Here is a 25,493-nt window from a genome sequence, read left to right on the forward strand (position 1 = left end):
TATTATACCACTAAGTTGGTTAGTAATCGATAAGTGATGCAATCAATGCAGCGTTGACACAGTTTTCAGTGATATCTCGTTTCCCAATTGTTTCGGACTTAGACCGTAGCAGATACTGTAACGGCAATAACGCCTGTAGTCGTGCTTTGTAAAATTAATAGCATTATCCTCACTATTATCATGACTTATAAGGTATTCTTCGTGGGGCATTCCATTTTCGGTGAGTTTGCATAGCATTATTCACGGGTGTTACCGTAACCAAGGCTATGCATTCATGCAAGTTACGTTACTTCATTAACACCTGTTACGGTATTGTATAAAAAACAATCATTCCCTGTCGCTCTTGTTACCATAGTGCCACTTACAGAACGTTCAAAGTCTTCCTTTCAGGTATTGCCCCGCAGGAGAAAAATGATCAGATCTTCAGTTCCAGATTGTGTAACTAGGTTAAGGTAGCACCCGATTTAGGAACGCATTCATCACTGTGTCCAGGCGACATCACTGACAAGCGACCTGTTCTGCAATCAATATCGCTCAGCCCGATTGATAATTTTTGATTACTGTCGATTGGTCAGAATGCTTGGTCTGAACTTAGTTCCCTTTAAGTTATCTACCATTTGCTTTGCTATTTACATATTCGGTTGATATCAGGTTTAAATGTTTGTAGCATCTATAAATCGATTTTATTTTTGAGTGATTTATAATGCGAGAAAACGGCCTGGATGTAGCTAAATTCTTAGGGTGCATTGGTATAATGATTGTGCATGTTGGCAATTTTTCCGAGCTACCATCTCCATTTGGTGACTTCATAAGGGTTGCGTCAAGATGGGCTCTTCCTTTCTTTTTTTTATGTTCTGGATACCTTTCTGGGATATCTCATGAATTTGATGTAGGTAAAAAAATTAATAAGTTAGTTTCAATTCTTTTTTATGCATCTATCTTATATATCCCTATTATGTATAGAATGCTTCATGGGGATTTTACAAGTTTACTGAATAAGATTATATCTGGTGATACTCTTCATGGTGGTACTTCCTTTCATTTATGGTTTATAAATGCACTCATTCTTGGTGTTGTTTTAACAAATTATATGTTAAAGAATGTAAGTGCTAAAAAATCATTTTTTATAGCCATAGGGATAATTATCGCTTGCTGGGCTAGTGACGTGGTTAAATCTTTGGGGTATGAAATTTGGGTATTTTACGCACTTAGAACGATGATTTCTTTTTCTTTATTCTACATCGGATACATTATGGCAAAAGGGAACCTGATACATAAAATTAGTAACAAGGTTGCTATGTTTATATTTCTGTTTGGTGTGCTTTTAATGGTTTTGGAAGTTTATTTTCTCCATGCATATGCTGGTGCTGATATGCATGAAAGACAACTCCCTATAATGAGCGTCCCTGTGGCTATTGCTCTTTTGATTATTGGGGTTAATTCAAATATAAAAGAAGGTATTGCATCACGGATCGGACGAGATTATTCTCTTGGCGTTTATTTGATACATCCCTTTTTAATTTATATTGCCATTCATGATGTAGGAAGTACTATTGCAAATAATTCATCTCTTAAATTGATACTTTGCTTTATATTATCTGTTTCTATTCTTTGGGTATTGAAGAATTTTATTCCAGTTTTTTATAAAAAGCTTAATGGGATTGGTGTGAGATAAAATGAGAGCGCAGGGGCATTGTAGCCTTGTTCTCTGTATTTCATGGTGTGCCAGATTCTGTGCCAGAAGATCGCTAACTGGCATTCTTTGATTTACTTGTTGAGCGTGTTTGATAGCGTCATCCATTTTTTTGTAGCTCATTAGGCTGTCCTTATGATGCTGTGTAATCTGTTGCATAGAATTTATAATGCACACAGTAAAGGCTTTTAGTAGAGAACGTTATAAAAGTGATTCTCTGGTCTCAGATTTGTTAGATGAAGTGAACTTTTCATTGTTTTTGTTTTTACACTGCTATAGTATTTCCTGTATACGTCTTTTTTGCGATTAATCTGAATTGAAAATAATATTTATAGACTGGGCAACTGATTATGCCAAATTAATGATAGCTAACTTGTCTATGATAAGGGAAGTTAAAGAAATAAATAGATTTAATCGTCATTTCAAAAAAATAAATAAATTACTTATTTCAAATGCTCTAAAAAAAGCACATGCAAAACTACATGTGTTTATCAAGCTTCGAGGTGTGAAGCGAAAGGATACTGTTATATGTAACGGCTATAGTATCTTAAAAAATATTGATCTAGTTAGCCAGATTAACAATTATAAGATATTGATCCTTCGTGATACAGTTGAGAAGTTGAATGTGAGTATGACCGAAAAAGGATTTTTAAATAATGGTGAGCATTATCTTTCTCGTGTTAGACCTGTGTTTGATAAAATCTATACATTCGATAAGTCTGGCTGTAAAAATTTCCAATTGACGTATCTTAATCCTTTTTTAAGTTTTACTTCTTCCAGATATCAGTTGGGTCAAGAGCAAAGCACTACAGATAACTTAAATGGATTTTTTTATGTGGGTGCTTACGACACATATCGTGAAAATATTCTTTCTCAGATGCTAATTGAATTCGATTCTCGTGATATTGCTGGTGAAGTATATTTGGTGTCTAAAGATAAAAAATTAAATATTAACTCTCGCTTTATTAATTGCTCATTGTCTTATGCGGAAAATATAAATAAAGTTAGAAGATCTGGGGTTGTGCTTGAAATTAATAGACCAGAGCAGGTAGGTATTACGCTGCGTGCGATTGAAGCTCTTTTCTTTGGTAAAAAACTTATTACAACTAACCGAGATATCATACATTGTGACTTTTACTCATCGAGTAATATATTTATTTGGGGGGAAGATGATTTGTCAGGTTTATCAGAATTCTTGTCATCTCCATTCAATGATGAGGTTAAACCCTTGATTGATAATTACACTGCTGACTACATGATTGAGCGTATTGTTAAAGATAGGTTAGCAATCTCTCACATTGTATAATATTTATCCATGATTATCGTCCCAGACTACACAACGCCTGAACCCCTCTCAATCATAACTCAACACCACCGAAGCCGTTGCTGTTACGGTTCCGGGTGACATCTGGCTGTTGTCATATACTGAATAATAAGCCGCCAGGCTTACATGATTTCGTGTTGACAGGTTTTCACCTTTGGCAACTGAGAAAATATCTGTGGCGTTCTCTGTATCGGTTGAGGTGGAGAACACTACATCCTCACCAGCTTGTGTCTGCAGGCTGATCCCAATCCCCTTAGAAGTAGACTCCTCGTTACGAATAACCTTATTAGCACTATCTACAATATCATTACTGGCAAGCCAGGCATGGATGTTGTACTCCGCGTTTCCGGAATCCGACGAGCAGTTGAAAGGTATCTCGATGTTGCTTTTGCCTGAGCTGCTACCAGTTTTCAGGGCGTTAAGCCCTATAGTGGGTAACGTAATATTTTGGTTTGGGACATTGCATGTCATTGTGCTCGGGGTATAACTTAGCGCCACTTTTTGAACCCCACCAAATAAAAAGCGCGACAGCGCCGCTGGGTTTGTTAATGCAAACTCTCGCACTTCACCTGCTGTCATTGAGGTAAGGGGAGTGGTCGCTCCAAGGTATATATTCGCCGTATTATTATCTGCTGCAATCATATCTACGCCATCACCGGGGTCGGTGGTCAGTTCAGCGGTGAGTGCCATAGCGGTTTGGTAGTCGGCCATGCTGAAGCTGGCACCAGAAGTTGATACGGAAGTTTTACTGGTAAGCGGCACTGCGGTAACTTTTACCCAGAATGTATCTGCTGAGGTGCTGTCAGTAAATTTGATATAAACCGGCTCTTCAAAAGCTGAAAAGAAAAGTAGAGTGCGGTTTTTGACTTCACCAGTACAAGAAACAGTTGCGCTCCAGTTAGTGTTAAATGTGGCAGTCACTTGGTTTCGTCCAATGAAAAGGGGCGATAAATCAACAGACTGGTTCCCAATAAAACCAGATGATCCTGGAATGCAGGAGATGGTTTCTGAGGTGTCCGCCAGTACGGGTTTTGACAAGGAAAGCAGCAAGATAACGCCAAAGTATTTCATCATTTTTTTTAGTGCCATAAAGCAGCCTTGCATAACCTGTCTCTTAGTAGCTGGCGGTCAAATGAGTAATGAGAATGTGTTTCAACAAGATAGTATTTATAAAGAACAAGTTGATGATGTTCGTTAATTTGCTCGAATAATATACGAACAGGCTGGATGGTTAAATGGGGTATGTACTTATCCTAAGCGAGTGAGAGAAGGTAATGATGTTCATATTTAAATTTTTATAAGCCCCGTAATTGTACTTTTGGGCTCTCACTTCTGCCCACTTCCTGAACCCGCCTCAATTTTCCCCTGTAATGTATCTAAGGTTGAGTTGTTCTTTGCGAGCAGTGTCGTAAATCTGCATATCGCGCTTGTTTTACTGTTTATGCAGACAGTACACTTCACTGGCAATGTAACGCATTGCCAGGATTGGCGTCCTGAAAATACAAGGTGCAAATCACGGTGTGTTGCATGTTCGCGTTTAAGTTTGCCCGAACACCACGCCCTAACTAACTTGCCTTGTATTGTCTGGTCCGCATACTGCAACAGACCAACAGCAAGGAAGATTTCATTACCACATCAGGGACTACGAAATGGACGAACAGCATACTCCGCTTTACGATCTTCCTCTTTATACCGAACTGAACCACGGCACACCTGGCCCACTGGCTCTGGCACAGCGTTGTGAACTGCTCAGTGAAATTCTTCTGGACAGCGAAGGCCTGGCAGAAGCGCACTCTGTGTTGCGTGGCATGCTGGCTTATCTGGATACCCTTCATTACCAGTTACTGGTAAGCATGTCTGCACCGGGTAATACCACTGAAGGTGAACATGCTGCGGATAAAACCCAGGAAAATGCAGACCGTGACCCGGCTATGGCCTCAACCACCGCTATACCCATTGGTGACGCAATACTTGTGCTGCCTGAACCTGGCTGGCAGCCAGAAACAGCAAGTTTGTGCCACTACTGCGCAACACTTGCCAGCCAGTTACTGTTGTTACCGCGCAACAGTAGCGGTGAACATGTTTCCGGGTTAGTGGGGTTGCTTTATGAACTGGTGGCGTTGTTAGTGCAAGAGTTACGCGCTACTGAACCAGTCCCGGCTTAACTATACTGGCGGCAGGCAGGTATCACTGCCTGCTGCCTTCTTGCTGACACAATTCTGTTTCGCCAGGTTATGGCGAGAAAATGGGAAGGAACAAAGGAAGTCATAAGCATGCAAGGTTTCCATTCATCTACAGCGCGCTGCTGTGTGCGCTTTCAGGATTTGCCGGGCAGTGGTGTGCCGGTTGTTTTTGTGCATGGCCTGGGCTGTGCATCATCTTATGAATACCCTCGCGTGGTGGCAGACCCGCTGTTTACCGGGATGCGCGCCATTTTGCTGGATTTACCCGGTTGCGGTTACAGCGAAAAACCTCAGAATTACAGCTACTCCATTAGCGACCAGGCAAAAGTGGTTGCCGAACTGGTTGCGCATTTGGGATTAAGCCAGTGCTATGTGTACGGGCACAGCATGGGTGGCAGTATCAGTATTGAAGCCGCAGAACTGTTGGGCGAGCGCCTGCTCGGCCTTGTGGTGTCTGAACCCAATTTTCACCCTGGTGGTGGCTTCTTCAGCCAGCAAATTTGCCGTTACAGCGAAGGCGAGTTTGTAAGCACCGCATGGCAGCAAATGGTGGAGCAGGAAACCAGCCCCTGGGCAGGTAGCCTGGCGGCAGATGCGCCCTGGGCCGTGTGGCGTGGGGCGTCCAGCCTGGTCAGTGGCAGTAACTGGTTTGCACGGTTTTTGGCTTTACCCGTGGCAAAACAACTGGTCTTTGGCGAGCATTCTTTGCCAGATAACGATTTTACCGCATTGCGGAATGCCGGGGTTTCAACCGTTGTGTTGCCAGAGTGCGGGCATTGTATGTCCTGGGAAAACCCGGGTGCACTGGCGGCGGCGCTGGCGGCATTCTGCCACTAAGCAGGCCAATATTTCTGGTTATTATTTTTTGTTGAAATTCATGTTGTTTACCCTTTGCCTGCGCATTATTTCGTATGATGTCTGGCAGTCTGTACTCACCATATTTCCCCTTGCCGGTGCGGTGGCTGTGTTTGCTTAACGCCGCTACTTGTGTGCCTGGCTTGTGGAAACAAGCAATCAACAGCGTGTTTGACCCGGGTCTGTTACGTTCGCCTGAATTCATGGCCAGCCTGTTAACTGCCGGGTGGTCGCCTGCCTGCAACGTGAGTATCTAACCCAATCATTACTTTTCAGCTACCCCGGTTTTGGTGCACAAACGGGGAGGAGGGATTATGGCGCAATTGCCAGTTGTATCCGTTATTGGTCTTGGGGCTATGGGGCATGCTTTTGCCGCAAATCTGTTAAAAAATGGCTTCACCGTGCGTGGCTGGAACCGTTCGCCCAGCCGTGGGGAAGATTTGGTCAGTGCCGGGCTGGCTCTGTGCAACACGGCGCAGCAGGCAGTAGATGGCGCGGATGTGGTGCTGAGTGTATTAACCGATGGCGACACAACACACACTGTGCTGGCACCGGTATTTGCAACCATGAAGCCGGGTGCCGTGCTGTGCCAAATGGGCACAATAGGTGTGGCGGCAACCGAAAAGCTGATTTACCAGTTAGCCCAGGCAAGGCCGGATGTGGTGTATGTTGATGCACCGGTGTCCGGAACCAAAGCCCCGGCGGAAAACGCCCAAATTTTAGTGATGGCAAGTGGCGACCGCAGTAAAGCACAGGCGGCAGAGCAGGTATTTGCCGCCATTGGTAAACAGCAGCAATGGCTGGGTGAGGCCGGAGCCAGTTCACGCATGAAACTGGTGGTAAACAGTTGGCTGATAGGCATGATGCAAAGCCTGGCAGACACCATGAGCCTGGCAAAACAACTGGGGTTCTCCACAGACGATTTGTGGCAGGTGCTGGAAGGCGGCCCGCTGGCGGCACCTTATGCCAAAGGGAAGTTAAACATGATTGCCAGTGGTGATTACACACCGCAAATGCAGCTCAGCCTGGCACTGAAAGATGCCCGGCTGGCGCTACAGGCGGCACCCGGTGTGGCAATGCCGGGGCTGGAAAACATTGCGTCGTTGTGGCAACAGGCTGTTGATGCAGGGTATGGCGAGCAGGACCTTGCGGCTGTATTTGCATTCCTGCAAAAAACACCTGCCTGATACACAAGCCTGAACCCGCGCCCACCGGGGCAGGGCTTTGTGCTGCTGTAAAGGTTACCTGTGGGCGTTCGCCACGTTGGTTTCAGGTGGCGAATTCAGGGGGCAGAGCTCGCCTGGCGGCCTTACACAGCCAGCGGTTTACCCCAGCCGGGCAATGCGCTCCCTGGCTTCACCAATATGGTGGTGTAAGGCTTCAATGCAGGGGGCAAAGTTCGCGGAAAAGCCTTCGCAACAACGGGCTACGGCCAGAAATTTTTCTGCCAGCGCCAGTGCTTCCCGCCAGGCCTCTGCGGTAACCACTTCTGAAAGGGCCACTGGCCGAAGTTCGTTTGCCAGTGCGCCTCCTGCTTTGGGGGCGAACCCCATGGGCAGGATGTCGTATGCCGGAGCCAGTTGATACGGGCGCCCATGGCTGCTGACAAACGACAGGTTGCCGTTATGCATGTCTGTGTTGCCAGTCAGCTTGCCGAATGCCCACAACCGGGCAGTGGCAGGGAGAGCATCCGGGTGCACATACCCCGCATTAACCAGGTTTTCGACCAGCACGGGCCAGGGGGAACTGGCTTTACCAACAAACTCCGCATCCAGCGCCCGTAGTGAAATAACGCCAACCCGGCCCAGTTGCCCCACCCGGTCGAAACGGGGGATCTCCAGAAAACGCTGCCCGGCAAAATCAAATACCTCTGTCTGCACACCCAGCACGCCCAGCGCCAGGTGTTCAGCCAGTAGCAGGTCGCGCCAGCGCTCGCTCACCGGGTTGTCGTCTTGTGCCGAAAACTTCACTAACACATGCCCCCGCTCTGTAAAGGTACAGAACTTCGGTTGCTCACCCCCGGCAGATGACCCAGGCGTTTCACCTGCACCAGCAGCTTTTGCCAGTACCGGGAACATTGTTGCGCGTTCAACCGGCGTGGGGGCGGGCATTTCCAGAAAATGGTTTCTGGCCCGTTCCCCAATAAGCAGGTTGCCCGTGGCATCGTGCCCGTACATCAGTAACGCCCGCACAACATCTGCATCGGCCCATTGTTCCGGGTTGGTGTCCAGGCCGAGCCCGGGAGCCCATACCGTTGCCCATGCCCGCCCGAGGTACCCCTGCGGGCGCATATCGAACAACCACCAGGGTAAACTATCGCTATGAATGCTGGCGTTATTGGTTTGCACCATCACAAACCCGTCCGGGTACACAGGGATCAGTTCCCCCAGTTTTTTTACCTGGCCTTCTTCGGTAATGCGGTAAATAGGGGCGGCACTGAATCCCCGGTGGTTATCGCGCAGGGTATTTTGAATAGATGGCCCGGCACCTGTCCGCACGATTTCGTCACCCAGTTTTTTCAGCGCACGGGACAGGGTTGGCTGGCTAACCTCTAGTTTTTCAGTAAGTTGCCTTGTTGTTGCCGGCCCATGGCTGAGTAAACGGCGTAATTCTTCGGAACTGACTGGCATCGCGTTAACCACCGGGTGAATAGATAAATGAATAGATATTTGAATAGGTAAATATAGAAGTGGATGAAGCGCCTGGCAACCGAATTGTCAGCCACTACTTTCCCAACACTACTCCACGCCACCCGCAATCAGGCGCAGCAAATAGTGCCGCGGCCAGTGGTGAGCGAGTGCTGCATGGTTGGTGATCTGCCAGGTAACTTTTTCTACATCATGGTGGTGGCTGTCCAGTAATAAACCCACGACCGAGCCACTGTGGGCCACGTTGATACCGTAGAGATTATTGCCTTCCACAATGTTGCGCAGTGTGTCGAAGCCGGGTTTTGCCAGGAATTGCTGGCTGGCGACGGCGCTCAGTGTGGTGGCCTCGCCCAGCAGCCAGGGGTTATTGGTTTTACAGGCCTGTTGCAACAGGTGCCAGGCGCGGTTCAGTACCGGGGCGCTTTCCTGCAAAATAGCGCGCAGGTCGCGCTGGTGGAAATCTGCCGTTCGCAGCTGGTTTGGGCTTTCCAGCAGCAAGATCTCGCAGCCCGGTAACCCGCCACAAGGCACGGTTGTTCCGCCCGTGAGGTGGTCAAACAGTGTCAGGCCGGGGAACAGGGTGCTGTCGGTAGGCTCCAGGCTCACACACAGTGCTGCCAGTGCTTCTACGGGCAGGGGGATTGCCAGGTGGCGGGCGGTGGCAACTGCTGTTGCGGCAATATCTGCGGTGCTGCTTGCCATGCCTTTTGCCAGCGGAATAGTGGAGTCGAATGTTATGCGCAGCGTGCCTGCCCGCTGTGCAGGGAGACCGGCATAACGCAACACAGCACCCAGCGCGGCACGCATTAACGGGCGTTCAGAAGGCAGGGGCGTGCCGTCCACCACACAGACAGTACTGAACCAGTCTACCGGACAGGACACCAGTTTTTCGCCTCCCAGGATCCAGCCCTGCAGGAGTTCCCCGCAAGAGGCAGGGCAGCGTGCTTCGGCCAGTTTCGTCTCCTTGATGTGGTGCTGCCTGCCGGGGCCAGCAGAGGTCAGCCAGCAGGCACAGCATTCAGTGTAAACAGGTGGTGCAGTTGTACTACATCGCCAATCACAATCAGCCCCGGAGCACACAGCCCGGCGGCATTGCACAGTACGGGTAAGTCGCTCAGCGTACCATAAACAGCCCGTTGTTGTGGGGTTGTTGCCTGGCTGATAACCGCCGCCGGAGTGGTGGCGGGTTTACCGCCGGAAATCAGGGCATCGCAAATGGAGCCCAGTTGGGTCATCCCCATTAACACCACCAGTGTGCCGGGAACCCGTGCCAGCGCAGCCCAGTCCTGGGGTTGTTTACCATCCTGCAGGTGCCCGGTAACCACATGGAAACCGGAAGCATAGTCCCGGTGGGTAACCGGAATACCGGCACTGGCCAGCCCGCCAATGGCTGCAGTTACGCCGGGCACTACCTCAAAAGCAATACCGGCGGCATGCAGTGCCTGGCACTCTTCGCCACCGCGGCCAAACACAAATGGGTCGCCGCCTTTGAGCCGCACCACGTTGTACCCCAGGCGGGCAAAGTTGATAATTTTTTGGTTAATATCCTGCTGTGGCACCGGGTGGTGGTTTGCCTGTTTGCCCACATCAATACGCTGGCAGTGAGCCGGGGCTTCATTGAGTAATGAAGGGTTTACCAGCCGGTCGAAAACCAGCACTTCGGCTTCGCGCAGGCATGCCAGCCCTTTTACCGTAATTAACCCGGCATCCCCAGGCCCGGCACCCACTAACCAGACTTTGCCTGTGTTCATGATGCCGCCTCCACCTGGCTTGCCTGATATTCAGGGTGAGTTATACGCATTACATCACGGGCAATCATCAGCTCTTCATTGGTGTTGACGATAGCCACTTTCACCAGCGAATGGTCACTTTGAATAAACGGCGCGCCATGGCGGTTTTTCTCTTCGTCTATCTCCAGCCCAATAAACTGCAACCCGGCACAAATCGCACTGCGCGCAGCAACCGCATGTTCGCCAATACCCCCGGTGAAAATCAGTGCATCCAGCCCGCCCATTTGCACCAGGTAGCTGCCAAGGGTGGCGCGCACCCGTTCGGCAAATAACTGCAATGCCAGCGCGGCGCGGGGGTTCCCGGCCTGAGCAGCCTGTTCTACATCCCGGTAATCATGGGAAACCCCGGAAACCCCCAACAGGCCAGATTCACTGTTCAGCATGGTGTTGAGTTCTTCCGGCGTTTTCCCGGCATTCACGGCAAGCCAGGGCAGAATCGACGGGTCAATATCACCGCTGCGGGTGCCCATCATTACCCCCGCCTGGGGAGTAAAACCCATGGACGTGTTAATTGAGTGACCATGTTTGATGGCACACAGGCTGCAGCCATTGCCCAGGTGGCAGGAGATAACCCGCAGTGCAGAAAGAGGCACCCCCAAAGACTGAGCCAGGGTATGGCTCACATAGTTGTGGCTGGTGCCATGGAACCCGTAGCGGCGAATGCCCATTTCACTGTAGTAATGCCACGGAATTGGGTAGATGTAGGCGCTTTCTTCCAGGCCATGATGGAAGGCGGTATCAAACACCGCCACCATTGGCACGCCGGGCAGGAGCTGGCGAAACAGGCGAATCACCATGGCATTGTGGGGGTTGTGCAATGGCGCCAGTGGGCTGAGTTGCTCAATCTGGTCCATGATTTCATCGGTTATCAGCACGGAATCGCTGAAGCACTCCCCGCCATGGGCAACCCGGTGCCCCACACCCTGAATAGCCTGCAACCCCGGAAGAATTGCCAGCGCCAGCAGTTTGTCGAGCAGTAATGTCACCGCTTCACGGTGGTCTGCCACTGGTTGTGTTTCACTAATGTTCTGGTTGCTGCTGGTTAACTGGAAAATGGCATCGGCCATGCCAATGCGTTCCACAACACCCCGGGCAATGACCTGGCCTTCGGGCATTGCCAGTAACTGGAATTTTAAAGAAGAACTGCCGGCGTTAATCGCCATTATATTTACAGTCATGGGTTACGCCTCCGCTAAAAAAGGGATAAAGCCATCCGGAATTTCATGGCAACGCGCCGAAGTGACGAAGACCCGGCCCGCACCCGCTTCACGCAACCATTCGCTGGCGCGGGCAATATCACTGGCGTTGCCCAGGTCTGCTTTGCTGACAATGCCAATCACCGGGCGGTTCAGCACCTGTGCAAAGCGCGGGGCGTAGGGCGTCTGGCTGGCATCGGCATTCAGCATCAGCCCCACCACATCGGCTTCGCAGGCGGTGGTCATCAGGGCGCTGTACAGGCAACGGTTTTCCAGGTATTCACCTGGGGTATCTATTGCTGAACTGCGCCACTCAATAGCCTGGGTTTTCTGGTCGTGCAGGGAAATACCTTCCAGCGCCTGTAACAGCGAGGTTTTGCCACAGCGGCTTGGGCCAATCAGCATCAGGCGGCGTCGCATAGTCAGCTCCGGGTAAGTTGGCAGGTGGTGAAATGAAGGGTTTCCCCCAGCGCCCGGGTAACCTGGCGCAGGGCGTATTCCACTGCGGAAACATCGCCAGTCAGAACCACGGCACCGGTAAACCGGTCAATAAAACCGATTTCGACCGCGCCAGATTTGGTAGCGACATCACAGGCAATAATGGCGGCTTCACTGGGTGTGATGGTGAGAATACCAATGGCGCTGGCGTGTTCATCCAGGCCCAGTTTTTTGTACAGGCTGTGGTTAGGGTTGGCTATCAGGTGCGCCAGGGTTATCTGTTTCCCGGGCACATATTCCTGAATCATCCGCTCCGGGGTATGTTCATGGGTGTCTGCCATTATGCCTCCTGCACCAGTTGGCGCCACAGGGCATCATGGGGGCGGGGAATCACGCAGCGGTTAACCAGCAGGCCTTTAGCGCCTGCGGCGTCGCTGGCAACCTGTACCGCATTGCGCACATCAGAAACCTCACCAGCCAGCACCATGTAGCATTTGCCGCCAATACCAAACGCCATATGAATACGCATCAACGTAACATTGGCGGCTTTGACGGCGGCATCGGCCGCTTCCACACAGGCCGCGACACTCCAGGTTTCTACCACCCCGACAGACTGGCGCTGATCTACCGGTGTCAGCCCACTTATTGCCGGTAAAATAGAAGGGTGCAGGCGGGGGATCACCATGCTGTCCACTAAAGTATCGCCAGCCTGTTGTGTGCCACTGGCAATACTCTGTTGTACTGCGCCAACATCGCCACCCAGAATCACCAGGTATTTCCCCGGGCACAGGGTTTTGCTGGCAAGTAAGGTTACGCCCGCGCTTTTTAGCATTAAATCCGCCAGCTCAATGCCTTTTGCAATGCTGGTCAATTCCAGAATACCAATGGATTGCGACATGTTTTAACCTCGTAAAAGCGTAATGGCCTGGGGAGTAACCTGTTGTACTGTGCCGCTGATGCTGGCATGCACCGGTGCACCCAATGCACCCTCAGGTACCTGGGCAATGCACTGCCCGCGCTCAACCTGTTCCCCTTCCTGCACGCAGGCGCTGGCCGGGCTGCCAATATGCTGGCGTAACAGCAGTGTGACTTGTTGTGGTTGCGGCTCCTCATAGTGCAAAGGGGCTGGGTGGTACCACTCAGTCAGTTGCAGTTTTTGTATTAACCGTTGAATGGGTACCAGGCGGTAGTTCGCTAATGGGTCTTCGCCATGCAGTTCCCCCTGGTAACGCATCCCGGCAGCACGGAGTTGTTGTTTGAGCAGCTTGTTAACGCGCATGGGGGAGATATCTACCGGGCAGGCGACACTTTCACATACATTGCATTCGGAACAGGTCAGGGCGCTTGCCAGTGCCTGGGGCGTGGCCACCTGCGGGTAATTCACCGCGCGCACCAGCAAGTGCGGCGAGAGTTCATGCCCAATAATATGGCGCGGGCAGAGTTCGGTGCACAAACGGCACTGCTCGCACACGGTCCGGGCAATGGCAAGAATGTCCCGGTCACTGCGCATGCGCCGCTGAATCAATGGGTGGTTTTTAGGTAACACCAGCAACCCACCGGTGGTTTTGGTCACCGGGCTGTCAAGGTCGGTCAGCAGGCTACCCATCATTGGGCCGCCGTTAATAAAACCCGGGTCGTTAACCGTTGCGCCGCCTGCACAGGCCAGGACTTCACGCAGTGGCATACCCAGGGGAACAGTTAACGTTACTGGCTGGTGCACAGCGCCGTTCACGGTCAGTGTGCGGCGGGTTACCGGCCACTGTTGTTCTACTGCACGGGCAACATTGAGCAGTGTTTGCACATTGTTCACTACCACGCCCACTTTCATGGGCAGTTCACCTGCGGGAACCCGGCGGCCAGTAGCCTGCCAGATAGTGATCACTTCATCTCCGGCCGGGTAGACATCGGGCAGAATATGCAAACGGATATGGTCTGGTAACAGAGGCTCCAGTGCTTCAATAGCCGCGTGATATTTGGCTTTCAGAGCAATAATGCCCTGGCGCGCACCGGTTGCCACCATCGCGTAACCCAGCCCACGTATCAGGCGGCCTGCCTGCCAGGGAATCAGTTGCTGGTCCACTTTCAACAGGGGCTCGCATTCTGCGGCGTTAACTAAAAAAGTATCCACCTGCGCCTGTAATTTAACGGCAGTGGGGAAACCCGCCCCGCCAGCACCCACCACACCAGCCTGCTGCACTCTGGCGCGGATTTCTGCCGGGTCTGTGCACTGCAACCGGGTAGCGGTTTCAGTGCCTGCTAAGGCAAGTGCATTCATAGCAGTTCCTCCAGTAAAGCCTGAATCGCCTCGCCGCTGGCCGGGCGGGGTGTGGTGCGCAACGTGACATCAGCCAGCGCCGCCTGCACCATTTCCGGAATTTTTGCTTCCCACTGCGCGGCCTGCTTACCCAGAACATCGCGGATACCGGGAATGGCACACTGTTTTTGGAGCTGCCCAATCGCATGTTGCAACGCGTGAATGGCAGCAGTGTCAGAATGGCCTTCCGGGCATAACTGGCACTCCCGCGCCAGCCGGGCATAACGCTTCGCAGCGCGTGGATCACCACAGTTATAGCGGATCACCGGGATCATCAGCAGGGCATTCGCCAGCCCGTGCGCAATATGGAATTGCCCGCCCAACTGGTGTGCAATGGCATGGTTCAGGCCCAACCCGGCCTGGCTGAAAGCCATTCCTGCCAGTGTGGAGGCATTGTGCATTTTGCCGCGGGTGATAACGCACTCACCTTTGTGGCAGGCCGTGGGCAGGTAGCGGAACACCAGGCGAACGGCTTTTTCTGCCAGCGCATCGGTGAAGTCGCTGGCGTGTGGTGAAACCCACGCTTCCAGAGCATGCGTCAGCACATCCATGCCGGTGTTGGCGGTGATAGCCGCAGGCACACTGACTACCAGGCGCGGGTCCAGAATGGCAATATCCGGGTAGATGGCATCATCAAACAGCGGGTATTTAACCCCGCGCGCCGGGTCGCTGATAACACAGGCGCTGGTCACTTCCGAGCCAGTTCCGCTGGTGGTGGGAATGGCAACGCAGGTTTCAATCCCGGTGCCTTTCTGGCGGCAAAACCAGACAATGGCTTTGGCGGCATCCATGGCTGAACCACCGCCAAACCCAATGACGATTTCCGGTTTCAGTTCAAGCATCTGCCCAATCCCGGCGGTTACCGTTTGAATGGTTGGGTCTGGCGTAATATCGCTGAACACGCTTAACTGGTTGTCATTGGGCAACGCATCACGGAGTAAATCCAGTAATGGCGAAGTAGCCAGAAAGCGGTCGCAAATCACCCAGATACGCTTGTTGTGAAAACGTGCCAGCGCTTGCAGGCTGCCTTCTCCCGTGATAATTCGCGTTTGCAGAAAAAAGCTGTTCATGAAGGCGGCCTCACTCACCGGATTGAAAAACCATTGGTTAACACACAGCGCCGTGAGCGGGCGAAAGTGCGGGCAGATGTCGTGCCTTCGCCAGTGGGGGTGGCGATGGTAAACGTGGTAAAGCCTTCGCCTCCCACGCCAATCCCGGCATAAGACGGGCCGTTTTTAACAAAAATAGAGGTTTGCAACAGGCGGGCTGCCAGGTTGAGCCGCGAGACATTTTCAGAGTGCATAATGGCTGTGTGGTGCAGCCCGTGTTCCACTTTCAGTGCCAGTTGCAGCCCGGCATCAAAATCAGGTACGCGCACCACAGGCAGCAAAGGCATCAGTTGCTCGGTGGTTACCAGTGGGTCATCAGCGGCAACTTCCGCCAACAGCAGGCGCGGGGCTTTGCCGGGCACCGGAATACCCGCTGCGGTTAACAGCGCTGCGGCGCTTTTACCCACCAGTTGTTTATTGGCGCCGCCATCTGGCACCAGGCACACATGTTTGAGCTTTTCTGCCTGTTCAGGGGTAACCAGCAGGGCATCAAAGGCCTGCATTTGCTGAACCAGCCGGTCTGCCACGCAGTCCACCACAATCACGCTTTTCTCAGCAATACAGGGCAGGTTGTAGTCAAATGCAGCACCGCTCACAATGTCCTGCGCAGCTTTAACGATATCTGCGGTTTCATCTACCAGGCAGGGTGGGTTGCCAGCACCGGCACCAATCACTTTTTTGCCGCTTTTCATCCCCATGCTGACAATGGCCGGGCCACCGGTAATCGCCAGCAAGGCAATGTTTTCATGGCGCATCATTTGCTGGGTGGCTTCAAAGGTGGGCTCTGCTACGGTTACCACCAGATTACGAATACCGCTGCATTTAAATGCCACAGACTCAATCAGGCTTATTAGTTCAAGCGAAACTTCTTTGGCGCCAGGGTGAGGGCTGAAATAAATACTGTTGCCCGCAGCCAGCATGCTGATGCTGTTATTGATAATGGTTTCTGTCGGGTTGGTGCTGGGGGTAATTGCGCCAATCACGCCAAACGGTGAGTATTCAAACAGCACCATGCCGCCATCACCGGTGAGCGCAGTGGTGGTCAGGTCTTCCACTCCCGGGGTGTTTTCCAGCGCGGCTTTGTTTTTCAGGTATTTATCTGCAGCATTCCCCATACCGGTCTCAGTGGCACCGGCGTCGGAAAAATGTTGCAGCTGTGGGCCCAGTTCACTGCGCAATGCACGAATAATGGCACTGCGGGTTTTCAGGGGTGATTGCTGGTAGCGCAAAAATGCCTGGTGTGCGGCCTGAACGGCGCTGCCCACATCAGGGAAAACACCATTGCAGGCGGGCGAGGGTGCTTCACTGCCCGATAACTTCTGGGTGACAATCGCCCGAATCAGGGTTTCCAGTTCTGTATTGTTCATTCGTTTTTCCTCATCGCCATTTATTGCTGGCCGGGCGCGGTTTCATCACTGAAATGCGCACAGACCAGAGCCGCGCGTGCAATAGCCATATCCTGTTCAACAGTACCGCCGCTAATCCCCAGCCCGCCAAGCAGCGTGCCTGCCTGCCATAACGGGTAGCCGCCACCAAAAGTCACAACTTTGCCAGCCATACTGCTGGCCAGTTCATACAGTGGCCCACCGGGTTGGGTGGCAGTACCGAGTGTGTGAGTGGGGGCTTTCAGTGCCACTGCAGACCAGGCTTTTTTGGGCGCAAGCTCGCAACTGACCAGCAGTGCGCCAGGCATTCTCCAGGTAAACAGTAAATTGCCATGGGAATCCACCAGGCTGAATACCACAGGAACACCGGCTTCTTTTGCAGCACCCATTGCAGCGCAGGCCATTTGGTGAATCACGCCAAATGCCAGTATGCCGGGGGCCGGGCACTGCGCTGGGGCAGTAGCAGGCGTACCTTCTGTGGCGCTGGTTGCCAGTGCCTGCTGGTAGCGTTGCAAAATGGTCTGGGTAACCTGGTTTATCACCGCCAGGTGGTCTTCGTCCCTTGCCAGGGCATACAGGCAATCTGAAAGACGGTTGATGTACTGCATGGCAACCTGGCGCACGGGCACGCTCCCGGCCAGCACGACCATGCGGCGCTCTGCCCGCCTTGCCAGCGTGCGGGCAATATGCAGGCGGCTGGCTGCTTCACAGCGCCCGGGCAGAACGAAATTTTTTATGACCGGGACCGCCGCCATACAGCGGTCAATGGTGTGTTCCATTTCGCTGATATCTTCACTGCTGATATAACGCCGCCCCGCAACGGGGTCGCTGGCCTCACTGGCAAGCTCCGCACTTAACCAGAACAAATGCTGCTGGAACCGGGTAAGTTGCGCTTTGTTTTCTTCACGCACGGTTGCACACCAACACAGACTGAGCGTGGCATTCAGTTCATCCAGCGTGCCATACGCTTCAACACGGGGGTGGCTTTTGCTCACCCGCTGGCCGGTGTACAGCGCGGTATCGCCGTGGTCACCTGTGCGTGTGTAAATAGCCATATCTGTTTCCCGCCTGTTTAGCGCGAAACCGTATCAACAATGGCGACAATCGCCAGGTCGATGGCTTCGTTCGCGCCGCTAAAAACATGCCGGGCGCTGGAGCCCCCGGTAACCAGAACCAGTTCGCCTTCACCGGCCCCAACGGAGTCCACTGCAACTTCTTCACGCTGCGTTTGGTCTGCCTGCCACGGTGCTTCGGGGGTAACTCTGCGGATCAGCAGCAGTTTTTTCCCTGTCAGGGACGGCGATTTTTGTGTCGCCACTACAGAACCCGTAACCCTTGCCAGTTGCATATTTCACTCCTGCCTGATCAGTTGAAGTTGGTGAGGTGCCAGTGTTTCTTTTGCCAGAGGGGTAAGGTGCGCCTGGCGGGAAACCACCACCCAGCCCTGTTTTTTGGTGGCGATATCCCGGTAACTAATCAGGGCCTGTGGCAACAACCAAATGGTGTGCCCTTCCAGATCACTGAATGACACAGGCATTCTTGCCAGCGCTTTAACGGGCAGGCTGGGAAGCAATTGTGGGTGCAAAGAAATCTGTACCCTGAGCCCCCAGGCCAGTGCCCCTAAGACGCTTTGTATGGCGGGCGAACCGCCGCTTTGCCCTGCCAGTTGCGCCAGAAAGTGGTTATCCGCATGGCGAATATGCACTTCGGCATAACGTGTGAAATCTGCCGGTGCCAGGCCTGGAGCCAGTTGCTGCGCGGTGGTGGTGAAAACCTGGTTCTCCCGGGCAGCCAGGCGGGCAACCACCTCGGCAACCACGCTGGCAACCCAACGGGCATCCGGCGTGTGCGCAAGCACTTCTCTGCCAGTATTGTTTTCTGGCGAGGGGTTGCCTGGCAGTGGCAGGTTCATGGACGCACCAGCCTTGCCACACAGCCGGGCTGGTCTGCGCCAGCGGCATTGGCTTCGTCGGTATCAATATGGAACTCAAGCTGCATGGCCTCCGAAACCCGGATCATTACGTCGCTAAATACCAGAGACCGCCCGGCACTTTGCACGGCAACATTGACGGCCTGGCCATGTACCACCCCCATTACCAGGGCATCGAGGGGCGACATATGAATATGGCGTTTCGCCACAATTACGCCTTGTGCCAGCATCACTTCACCATAAGGGCTGGAGAGTCGAATGCCTGGTGTACCAGCGATATCACCGGAAAGGCGCACAGGGGCATCAATTCCGAGCAGGCGAGCGTCGCTGCGTGAAATTTCCACCTGGCTTTTGCTGCGCAATGGCCCCAGTAGCCGTACCCGCTCCAGGCTGCCTTTCGGGCCGGTAAGCGTGACACTTTGCGTGGCGGCAAACTGCCCGGGTTGCAGCAGGTTCTTTTTGACCGACAACGGCTCATTGGGAAACAGGCGTTCGTAGTCGGCCTGGCACAGGTGCAGATGACGGCTGGATACACCCACAGGAAGCGGGCGTACCCGCATTTCATCCAGTACCTGAGTGACAACTTTTTCCAGGTTCGCTTTATCCATCCTGCTATGCCTTATTTTGAGTAATGAATACACTGTGCATGGGGCTCACCTTTGTGCCGTGGGCAAAGCGGGTCTGCACATAAATTGCAGGTTGCTGGTGCCGGGGGCGAGTCTCCCTGTACAGGTACGTCACCACCAACGGTTGGGGGCGCTTCCTGGCTGAGTGTGCCGGTTTGCGGCGGTTCAGCCAGGGTGTTGAGTGCGCTGCCTGAGACCGGGGGTTCAGGTTCAGTTGTGCCGCTCCCGGCATCCGTTGGTGCCTGGGGAGCGACAGGGGCTGAACCGGGTTGTGGCGTTCCTGCCGGTGAAGGGGCTTTAGGGGTGCCAGGCGTGGGGATAAAAATGGCTAACCCTTCCGCCGGGCGGGGAATGACCTTGCTGGATACCAGGCCCTGGTGCTGGCGAGCCAGTGCTGCACCTGTTGTAATGGCCGCCTGAACAGAGGCGACATCACCTAACAGTTTGATCACTGTCCAGCCACCACCACGGGCTTTCTCCAGCCCGGCCAGTGAAACACTGGCCGCTTTCGCCATGGCATCTGCGCAGTTAATTGCCAGTGCCAGACCACTCACTTCCAGTAACCCCAAAGATGCTTTCACGGTGTTCTCCCTTACCTGCCAGATCAGGCTGATGTGGGTAAAATGGCTTCTACATCACTGTGTGGACGCGGGATAACATGGCTTGATTTCACTTCGCCAACTGCGCTGGCGGCGGCAGAGCCTGCATCCACGGCGGCTTTCACGGCGCCAACATCACCGCGTACCATTACGGTGACCAGCCCCGACCCGATTTTTTCATAGCCGACAAGTTGCACATTGGCCGATTTGACCATGGCATCTGCCGCTTCAATGGCCCCAACGAGACCTTTTGTTTCTACCAGACCCAGTGCGTTATTCATGCTGCATTTCTCCTGTTGATAATCAATGGGTTACTTAAACGGTAACCCTTTAACCAGCCGGGCAGCATTGTGGCCGGTACGCCTGGCCTCAGCTGGTGAATCTGTGGTTAACAGCCGGAACAGCGGGGTGGCTGCGTCCAGATGCTGGTAATGCACGAACAGTTGCTGTGGGTTGCAGCCAATGCCAACCCGTAATGGTGACTGGCTGGCGGCTTGCCAGGCAGATTCCGCCAGCGCACTTTCTTCCTCTGTGGGGTACCAGACCCAGGGGATGCCTTCTTCTTCAATGCCCCACAACACTTCCTGCCAGTGGGCTTCGGTAGTTTGTGAACCAAACACCACAATGGCCGGGCTCTCTTCTGCCAGGGTCATAAGTGACCTCCCGGGTTACCCGACAAAATCAACCCGGTAGCAACCGCGTTGCGCGGGCCTTCACAGGCACGGATATTGCCGCGCCCGGCAACCAGTCGGTAATGGGCCAGGGCATCGGTAATCAGTTGCGGTACTTCAAAATCCAGCGCAGAGCCGCCTACCAGCACCACAAAAGGAATATTGCGAATGTTGCCTCCGGGGCTGACACGCTCGAGCGCCCGTAGCGCATTGGTCACAAATACCCGTTGTTTTGCGCTGCGCCGTATCTGGCGCACTTTCTCCAGTGAGTGGTCACCGGGAAGGGGGAGCAGTTCGTCAGGTTTCACCACGCATAAGCGGGCAAACACATCTGGCGAAAGTGGTGAGGGGAAAAACTGCACACTGCCGTCTTCATGGCGCAAGTGAAACAGGCTTTCTACTTTTGCTAACGGGTATTTTTTGATTTCTTCGGCCAGGTTGCGGTCATCCAGACCCAGTTCGCGGTTGATTATCATGGTGACCATATCCCCCGCGCCTGCCAGGTGAGTAGCAATGATGTCGCCTTCGCCATTGATAATTGAGGCATCAGTAGAGCCAGCGCCCAGGTCAAGAATCGCCAGTGGGCGAGTGGTGCCGGGGGTGGTCAGCGCGCCCAGAATGGCGGCTTCTGCTTCCGCTCCGCCAATTTGTACTTCGACATGCAGTGTCTGCTCAATTTCGCGGGCAATCCGGGCCATTTGCAGCCGGTCTGATTTCACCATTGAAGCAATGCCCACTGCCTGTTCCAGGGCGAATTCTCCTGCCAGCCCACCAGTCACACTGACCGGTACGGCGGTATCTACGGCCAGTACATCCTGAATGGCAATTTCACTGGCTGGTTTATTGGTGAGCTCTGCCATGGTCTGGCGCACATGCTCCAGCATGCCACCAATGTTGGACCCGGCTTCACCTGTTACGTTGTCCAGTGCCGGTAGTGAATTAACCGCCTGCATAATTGCTTCGGCACCGGCGGCAACATCAACCCGGGCAGTCCGCCCGGCGGCCTGTAACTCAAGGTGGCCGGCGGGAATGGTGCGCGCTTTGACATCGCCTTCCGGGGTTTTAATCACGACGGCGGAGCGGTTGCCAATTAATGCCCGTGCCATGGGAACCACGTTCTGTGTTTCTTTGGCATTCAGGCTGAAAACAGTGGCGATACCGTAGGGGTTAGACAATGTTTCAATCACCCGCCCGGGCAGGGCAACTTCAACTGCGGCGGGCATGCCTAACGGAATGCGTTCAATAAACTGCACTTCATCCACAATAGGCAGAGGGTGCTCTAACCGGTTACTGACCAGAACGCCGTCGTCGCGTTGCAGGATAACGCCAGTGATGGCGTAGCCTGCCCGCCGTGCAGAATTAACGATTTGTGCAACATCGGCAAAGTCAAACCCGGCGGAAACCACCAGAATGTAATTCTGGTCTGCCGGGCGCGACATCAGTTCATCCGGTGTAATCGTCAGGCCCACACCCAACCCGGCACCACCCGGGGTTTTGGGGTTGTGCCCTATCATGGTGGATTCAGTGATGATGGTTTCGGTGATGGTCTCCATCGCCACATCGCCAATTACCGGTGTGGCTTCATTGATACGGATCAGCGCTATATCGCTCAGGGGAATACCGGCTTTTTGGCTTGCCTGCTCCAGGGCTTCGCGCACACCAAACACATTGCGCAATGTGCCCTTTATTCCTGTGGTTTCCGCCAGGGCACTGGCTACAACACGCAGTTCACCACTGCTCTGCTGGCAGGCCAGTGCCACTTCCGTAGAGGCGTTGCCAATATCAATACCTGCGATATAGCGCATAAATACCCTCTGACTGTTCAGTCGTCACCTTTGAGTTTGCGGCGCTGTACGTACAACTCAGCCGCTTCCCGCACAAATGCTGCACAGGTTTTTGCGTGGTAACTGTGGTCCAGGTCGTCAGCAATGGCTATCAGCTCTTCTTTGGTGGAGCGGTAAGGGCGTAGTGCGTTGTAGATTTCCAGAATACGGTCATCCGGTACGGCAGTGAGTTCGGCGGCCCGCTCAAAATTCATTGCCAGCCGGTCACGCCCGGCATCACGCGCAATGGCCGCCTGAATACGCAGAGTTTCTGGTGTAATACGCATATCCTGGGCGGTAATTTGCCCGGCCTGCACGCTCTGTAACGTAATGTCGTCCAGCGTTTTATTGGTGGCTGTTTTCACCCATTCCGGGTGTTTATTTGCCAGTGGGTAATCACTGACACGCGCCTGCTGTTGGGGGTTCGCGCTGCCTGAAGGCGGCGCAGACGTGCCCGGAGCATGTTCAGCCAGGTTATTCATACGGCTAAGCACGTCGCGCACCATGGTTTCAATTGCTTCAGCGTTCATCCTGTTCTCCCTCATAAACTCACCCGTAGTTCCTGGGCATTTTTGCCATTCACTACGTATTTGGTTTCTTTAATGTGCAGAATGGCGGATTTCGCCTGGTATTTAGGCCGCGCCATCTGGTCATTGAGGGTTGGCACTGGTTGTGGTGATTCATTGCGTGCATAGCGCGCGGCGTTTTTGCCTATTTGCCGGTAGGTTTCCAGGGTTAACAGCGGTGCCTGGGGGAACAGTTCCAGGTTAGACAACGGCGGTAAACCACGCTGGTGAATTACCGTGGTGCCTTTAGACTGAATCCCCACCGAGATGCCGGAACCACTCAGGCGGTTGCCTTCTACAGCCACAAATGCCACATCGGAAGATTTAAAACAGCGGATAACACGGGCTTTGATGCCTTCTTCTTCAATGCCGGCAATAACTTCACGCAGAATACTTTTGTGCGGGATCCCCACAATATTTACGGTTTGCGACAACCCAAATGCCGGGCCAACCGCAATCACCACTTCATCTTTCGCGGTGCCAGGCCGGGCTTCACCGGTTTCAGTCAGGAATGAACCCTGAGGTTGTGAAGGGGCGGTTGACGCACTGGAGGAAGAAGCCGCAGGTTGAGTAAAAGACGCCTGGGTTTCTGTGGTTCCCATATCTTTCAGCACATCTTCAATTATTTGCCGCAGTAGTTGCTCATTGATTTCCATGTTTTTCCCCTTAACCCAGCGTATTGGGATCGAGCGCATTCGGGATATTTTTGATTTCATCCCAACGAGCGCCTTCCAACCGGTAGCCTGTTGCCGGGCCAGCGTAATCATTGACATCGTTAACCGCAGACAACACCTGGCCGTCGCCAACAATAATGGCGGAGGTGTGCAGGTAATCACCGGTGAGCTTGGCTTTTTGCATATTCAGCATGTCCTGGGCGACATCGGGGAACCCGCCCTGAGCCAGTGCCTTAACCACTTCCAGGCCATTACGGTTTTTATTGATGATCTCCTGGGCGAATTTGATGTCTTCGACGATGTTGCGCTCAGGCATGTCTTTGGAACCGTGGGCGTAAGTGGCGGCTTCCACTTCGTTGTCGGTAATTGGCGGCAGGCCCATACCGGCAAATACCGCCTGTAAGGCGCGCGCTGCTTTATTCCTGACCGCAACTACATCTTCTTCCCGCACCGGGCGTAACCCGCCGTCTACTTTCAGGTCCCGCTGAATGACGTTGTAGTCGTCGAAATCTTCGGCATCTTCATTGGAACCCGCAAACATGTTGTCGTAGTTCGGCACGGCGGAATAACCGGAAGAGATAAAGTCAGTGCCGGGCAGGAACTGCATCAGGAGGCGCGCGGTTCTGCGCATGTCTGAGTGAGTAAAGGTTTGGTCATTACTGGATGCGCATTCCAAATCCAGCGAGGCGCAAATTAAGTTTTCGGCCAGCACTGCACGAATACCGGATGGCACAGCAGAGGGCACACCAATGCAGCTTACTGAGCCATTTTGCAGCCCCTGCACACCTGCAGCTTTAGTGATGTAAATGCAGCGTGCTTCCAGGTACAGCATGGATTTACCCTGCGCATAACCCATTTGCACTTCCGAGCCAGAGCCCGATGTAAAACGCATTTTTAACCCACGGGAAGCATAGGATGAAGCAAGGAACCCTTTAGACCAGGGCGTGTCATCGCCATCGGTGAAGACGGGTTCGGTGCCGTAAACTGAAATGGTTTCGGCATAGCAGGTGTGGCCCAGCATACCCAGTTTCAGTTCGGTAGCTTCTTCCAGTGAACACTGGGTGAGTACGCCCGGGCGCCCAACCTGTGAACCCACCAGTAGCGCAATCGCGTTAAAAGGCGCGTAACGGGCGACGGCAACAGTGGTTTCCTGTTCATCAAACCCGCGGTAGGCACCTTCTGCGGCATCGGCGGCAATTTGTACCGGGTTATCTTTTACGTTAGTGACATGCGCTTGTTGGGAAGGGGTGCGTCTGGCGCGCATTTTCTGCATCGCCATCATCATTTCCACCACATTCATTTGCGACATCACATCAACAATTTTTGCCGGAGTCATGGCGGTGGTAAGGGGGACAATCTCGCTGCGTTTAATATTCGGGTCACACAGCATGTTGGCCAGTTTGACGGAATCCATTGCCATCACTTCTTTTGCACGGTCAAGATTGATGCCGTAACGGGCAATAAAGTGATCAATCAGATCAAACTCAGCCTGCGGTTTGCCATCCAGTTCGGTGACAACGCCGTTTTGAATGGTAATGGAGGGTTTGGGATCATTCGGGCTTTCCATGGCAATAAAGCCTTCCTCGATCCATTCTTTTACAAAGCCGTCCTGGTTTACAGGGCGTTTCGCCAGCGCTTCAAAGCGTTTTGATTTCATGAGTGCCTCACC

At 53.0% G+C, this 25,493-nt stretch carries 27 protein-coding genes; 5 read left to right on the forward strand and 22 right to left on the reverse strand.

Annotated features, from left to right (window positions below; translation table 11 throughout):
- The first annotated feature begins 703 nt into the window (after positions 1-703).
- Both DT73_RS21810 and DT73_RS21815 read left to right on the forward strand, forming a co-directional pair.
- On the forward strand, positions 704-1,675 hold the full coding sequence (locus tag DT73_RS21810) for an acyltransferase (RefSeq protein WP_072007003.1): 972 nt from the start codon (positions 704-706) through the stop codon (positions 1,673-1,675).
- A 334-nt stretch (positions 1,676-2,009) separates the two neighbouring features.
- On the forward strand, positions 2,010-2,999 hold the full coding sequence (locus tag DT73_RS21815) for a hypothetical protein (protein ID WP_152552561.1): 990 nt from the start codon (positions 2,010-2,012) through the stop codon (positions 2,997-2,999).
- 48 nt (positions 3,000-3,047) lie between these two features.
- Here DT73_RS21815 and DT73_RS21820 read toward each other — a convergent pair whose 3' ends face one another.
- Positions 3,048-4,106 carry a fimbrial protein gene (locus DT73_RS21820; RefSeq protein WP_160173989.1) on the reverse strand — a complete coding sequence of 353 codons (1,059 nt, stop codon included), beginning with the start codon at positions 4,104-4,106 and terminating at the stop codon, positions 3,048-3,050.
- Between the two features lie 560 nt (positions 4,107-4,666).
- Between DT73_RS21820 and DT73_RS21825 the strand changes: the two genes are divergently transcribed.
- The 3 genes from DT73_RS21825 (at position 4,667) to DT73_RS21835 (ending at position 7,242) form a co-directional block, all read left to right on the forward strand.
- The gene (locus tag DT73_RS21825; RefSeq protein ID WP_036115150.1) at positions 4,667-5,182 is read left to right on the forward strand and encodes a hypothetical protein; all 516 of its coding nucleotides are present in this window, start codon (positions 4,667-4,669) and stop codon (positions 5,180-5,182) included.
- 108 nt (positions 5,183-5,290) lie between these two features.
- Positions 5,291-6,037 (forward strand): alpha/beta fold hydrolase, encoded by a 747-nt coding sequence (locus DT73_RS21830; RefSeq protein ID WP_036115153.1) that lies wholly within the window; start codon positions 5,291-5,293, stop codon positions 6,035-6,037.
- A 332-nt stretch (positions 6,038-6,369) separates the two neighbouring features.
- A complete protein-coding gene (locus DT73_RS21835) occupies positions 6,370-7,242 on the forward strand; it encodes an NAD(P)-dependent oxidoreductase (protein WP_036115156.1) in 873 nt (290 codons plus the stop codon).
- A 138-nt stretch (positions 7,243-7,380) separates the two neighbouring features.
- Here DT73_RS21835 and yjjJ read toward each other — a convergent pair whose 3' ends face one another.
- From yjjJ to pduC, 21 genes are all read right to left on the reverse strand, one after another.
- On the reverse strand, positions 7,381-8,685 hold the full coding sequence (gene yjjJ / locus DT73_RS21840; RefSeq protein ID WP_036115159.1) for a type II toxin-antitoxin system HipA family toxin YjjJ: 1,305 nt from the start codon (positions 8,683-8,685) through the stop codon (positions 7,381-7,383).
- Positions 8,686-8,793: 108 nt separating this feature from the next.
- Entirely contained in the window at positions 8,794-9,657 is an 864-nt protein-coding gene (locus DT73_RS21845) for a GHMP kinase (protein ID WP_036115327.1), read from the reverse strand.
- Positions 9,658-9,701: 44 nt separating this feature from the next.
- Positions 9,702-10,454 (reverse strand): uroporphyrinogen-III C-methyltransferase, encoded by a 753-nt coding sequence (cobA, locus tag DT73_RS21850; protein ID WP_036115162.1) that lies wholly within the window; start codon positions 10,452-10,454, stop codon positions 9,702-9,704.
- Positions 10,451-11,671, reverse strand: a complete 1,221-nt coding sequence (locus DT73_RS21855; RefSeq protein ID WP_036115163.1) for an acetate/propionate family kinase — start codon at positions 11,669-11,671, stop codon at positions 10,451-10,453. Before DT73_RS21855 ends, cobA begins: the two co-directional genes overlap by 4 nt.
- A gap of 3 nt (positions 11,672-11,674) precedes the next feature.
- On the reverse strand, positions 11,675-12,109 hold the full coding sequence (locus DT73_RS21860; RefSeq protein ID WP_036115166.1) for a EutP/PduV family microcompartment system protein: 435 nt from the start codon (positions 12,107-12,109) through the stop codon (positions 11,675-11,677).
- Between the two features lie 2 nt (positions 12,110-12,111).
- Positions 12,112-12,468 (reverse strand): propanediol utilization microcompartment protein PduU, encoded by a 357-nt coding sequence (pduU, locus tag DT73_RS21865; protein WP_036115168.1) that lies wholly within the window; start codon positions 12,466-12,468, stop codon positions 12,112-12,114.
- Positions 12,468-13,025: a BMC domain-containing protein gene (locus tag DT73_RS21870; protein WP_036115172.1), complete on the reverse strand. Its 558-nt coding sequence runs from the start codon at positions 13,023-13,025 to the stop codon at positions 12,468-12,470. Before DT73_RS21870 ends, pduU begins: the two co-directional genes overlap by 1 nt.
- A gap of 3 nt (positions 13,026-13,028) precedes the next feature.
- Entirely contained in the window at positions 13,029-14,402 is a 1,374-nt protein-coding gene (locus DT73_RS21875) for a 4Fe-4S dicluster domain-containing protein (protein WP_036115174.1), read from the reverse strand.
- Positions 14,399-15,511, reverse strand: coding sequence for a 1-propanol dehydrogenase PduQ (locus DT73_RS21880; RefSeq protein ID WP_036115176.1), 1,113 nt, complete (start codon positions 15,509-15,511; stop codon positions 14,399-14,401). The genes DT73_RS21875 and DT73_RS21880 overlap by 4 nt, the downstream gene beginning before the upstream one ends.
- A 14-nt stretch (positions 15,512-15,525) precedes the next feature.
- Positions 15,526-16,917, reverse strand: coding sequence for an aldehyde dehydrogenase family protein (locus tag DT73_RS21885; RefSeq protein ID WP_036115179.1), 1,392 nt, complete (start codon positions 16,915-16,917; stop codon positions 15,526-15,528).
- A gap of 20 nt (positions 16,918-16,937) precedes the next feature.
- Complete coding sequence (locus DT73_RS21890; RefSeq protein WP_051691511.1) at positions 16,938-17,990, reverse strand: cob(I)yrinic acid a,c-diamide adenosyltransferase; 1,053 nt, start codon at positions 17,988-17,990, stop codon at positions 16,938-16,940.
- Positions 17,991-18,007: 17 nt separating this feature from the next.
- Positions 18,008-18,283 carry a EutN/CcmL family microcompartment protein gene (locus tag DT73_RS21895; RefSeq protein ID WP_036115181.1) on the reverse strand — a complete coding sequence of 92 codons (276 nt, stop codon included), beginning with the start codon at positions 18,281-18,283 and terminating at the stop codon, positions 18,008-18,010.
- 3 nt (positions 18,284-18,286) lie between these two features.
- Positions 18,287-18,847 (reverse strand): PduM family microcompartment protein, encoded by a 561-nt coding sequence (gene pduM, locus DT73_RS21900; RefSeq protein ID WP_051691512.1) that lies wholly within the window; start codon positions 18,845-18,847, stop codon positions 18,287-18,289.
- A complete protein-coding gene (locus DT73_RS21905; protein ID WP_036115183.1) occupies positions 18,844-19,473 on the reverse strand; it encodes a phosphate propanoyltransferase in 630 nt (209 codons plus the stop codon). The genes pduM and DT73_RS21905 overlap by 4 nt, the downstream gene beginning before the upstream one ends.
- Positions 19,474-19,484: 11 nt before the next feature.
- Positions 19,485-20,072, reverse strand: a complete 588-nt coding sequence (locus DT73_RS27110) for a BMC domain-containing protein (RefSeq protein WP_036115186.1) — start codon at positions 20,070-20,072, stop codon at positions 19,485-19,487.
- Positions 20,073-20,095: 23 nt separating this feature from the next.
- Entirely contained in the window at positions 20,096-20,371 is a 276-nt protein-coding gene (pduJ, locus tag DT73_RS21915; protein WP_036115188.1) for a propanediol utilization microcompartment protein PduJ, read from the reverse strand.
- Positions 20,372-20,401: 30 nt separating this feature from the next.
- A complete protein-coding gene (locus DT73_RS21920; protein ID WP_036115191.1) occupies positions 20,402-20,743 on the reverse strand; it encodes a glycerol dehydratase reactivase beta/small subunit family protein in 342 nt (113 codons plus the stop codon).
- Positions 20,740-22,566, reverse strand: a complete 1,827-nt coding sequence (locus DT73_RS21925) for a diol dehydratase reactivase subunit alpha (protein WP_036115194.1) — start codon at positions 22,564-22,566, stop codon at positions 20,740-20,742. The genes DT73_RS21920 and DT73_RS21925 overlap by 4 nt, the downstream gene beginning before the upstream one ends.
- Positions 22,567-22,583: 17 nt before the next feature.
- Positions 22,584-23,114, reverse strand: coding sequence for a propanediol dehydratase small subunit PduE (gene pduE, locus DT73_RS21930; RefSeq protein ID WP_036115196.1), 531 nt, complete (start codon positions 23,112-23,114; stop codon positions 22,584-22,586).
- An 11-nt stretch (positions 23,115-23,125) separates the two neighbouring features.
- Positions 23,126-23,806: a propanediol/glycerol family dehydratase medium subunit gene (locus DT73_RS21935; RefSeq protein WP_036115199.1), complete on the reverse strand. Its 681-nt coding sequence runs from the start codon at positions 23,804-23,806 to the stop codon at positions 23,126-23,128.
- Positions 23,807-23,816: 10 nt separating this feature from the next.
- A complete protein-coding gene (pduC, locus tag DT73_RS21940; RefSeq protein ID WP_036115202.1) occupies positions 23,817-25,481 on the reverse strand; it encodes a propanediol dehydratase large subunit PduC in 1,665 nt (554 codons plus the stop codon).
- Between the last annotated feature and the right edge of the window lie 12 nt (positions 25,482-25,493).

The sequence above is a fragment of the Mangrovibacter sp. MFB070 genome, assembly GCF_000705335.1.
Taxonomy (GTDB): Bacteria; Pseudomonadota; Gammaproteobacteria; order Enterobacterales; family Enterobacteriaceae; genus Mangrovibacter; species Mangrovibacter plantisponsor.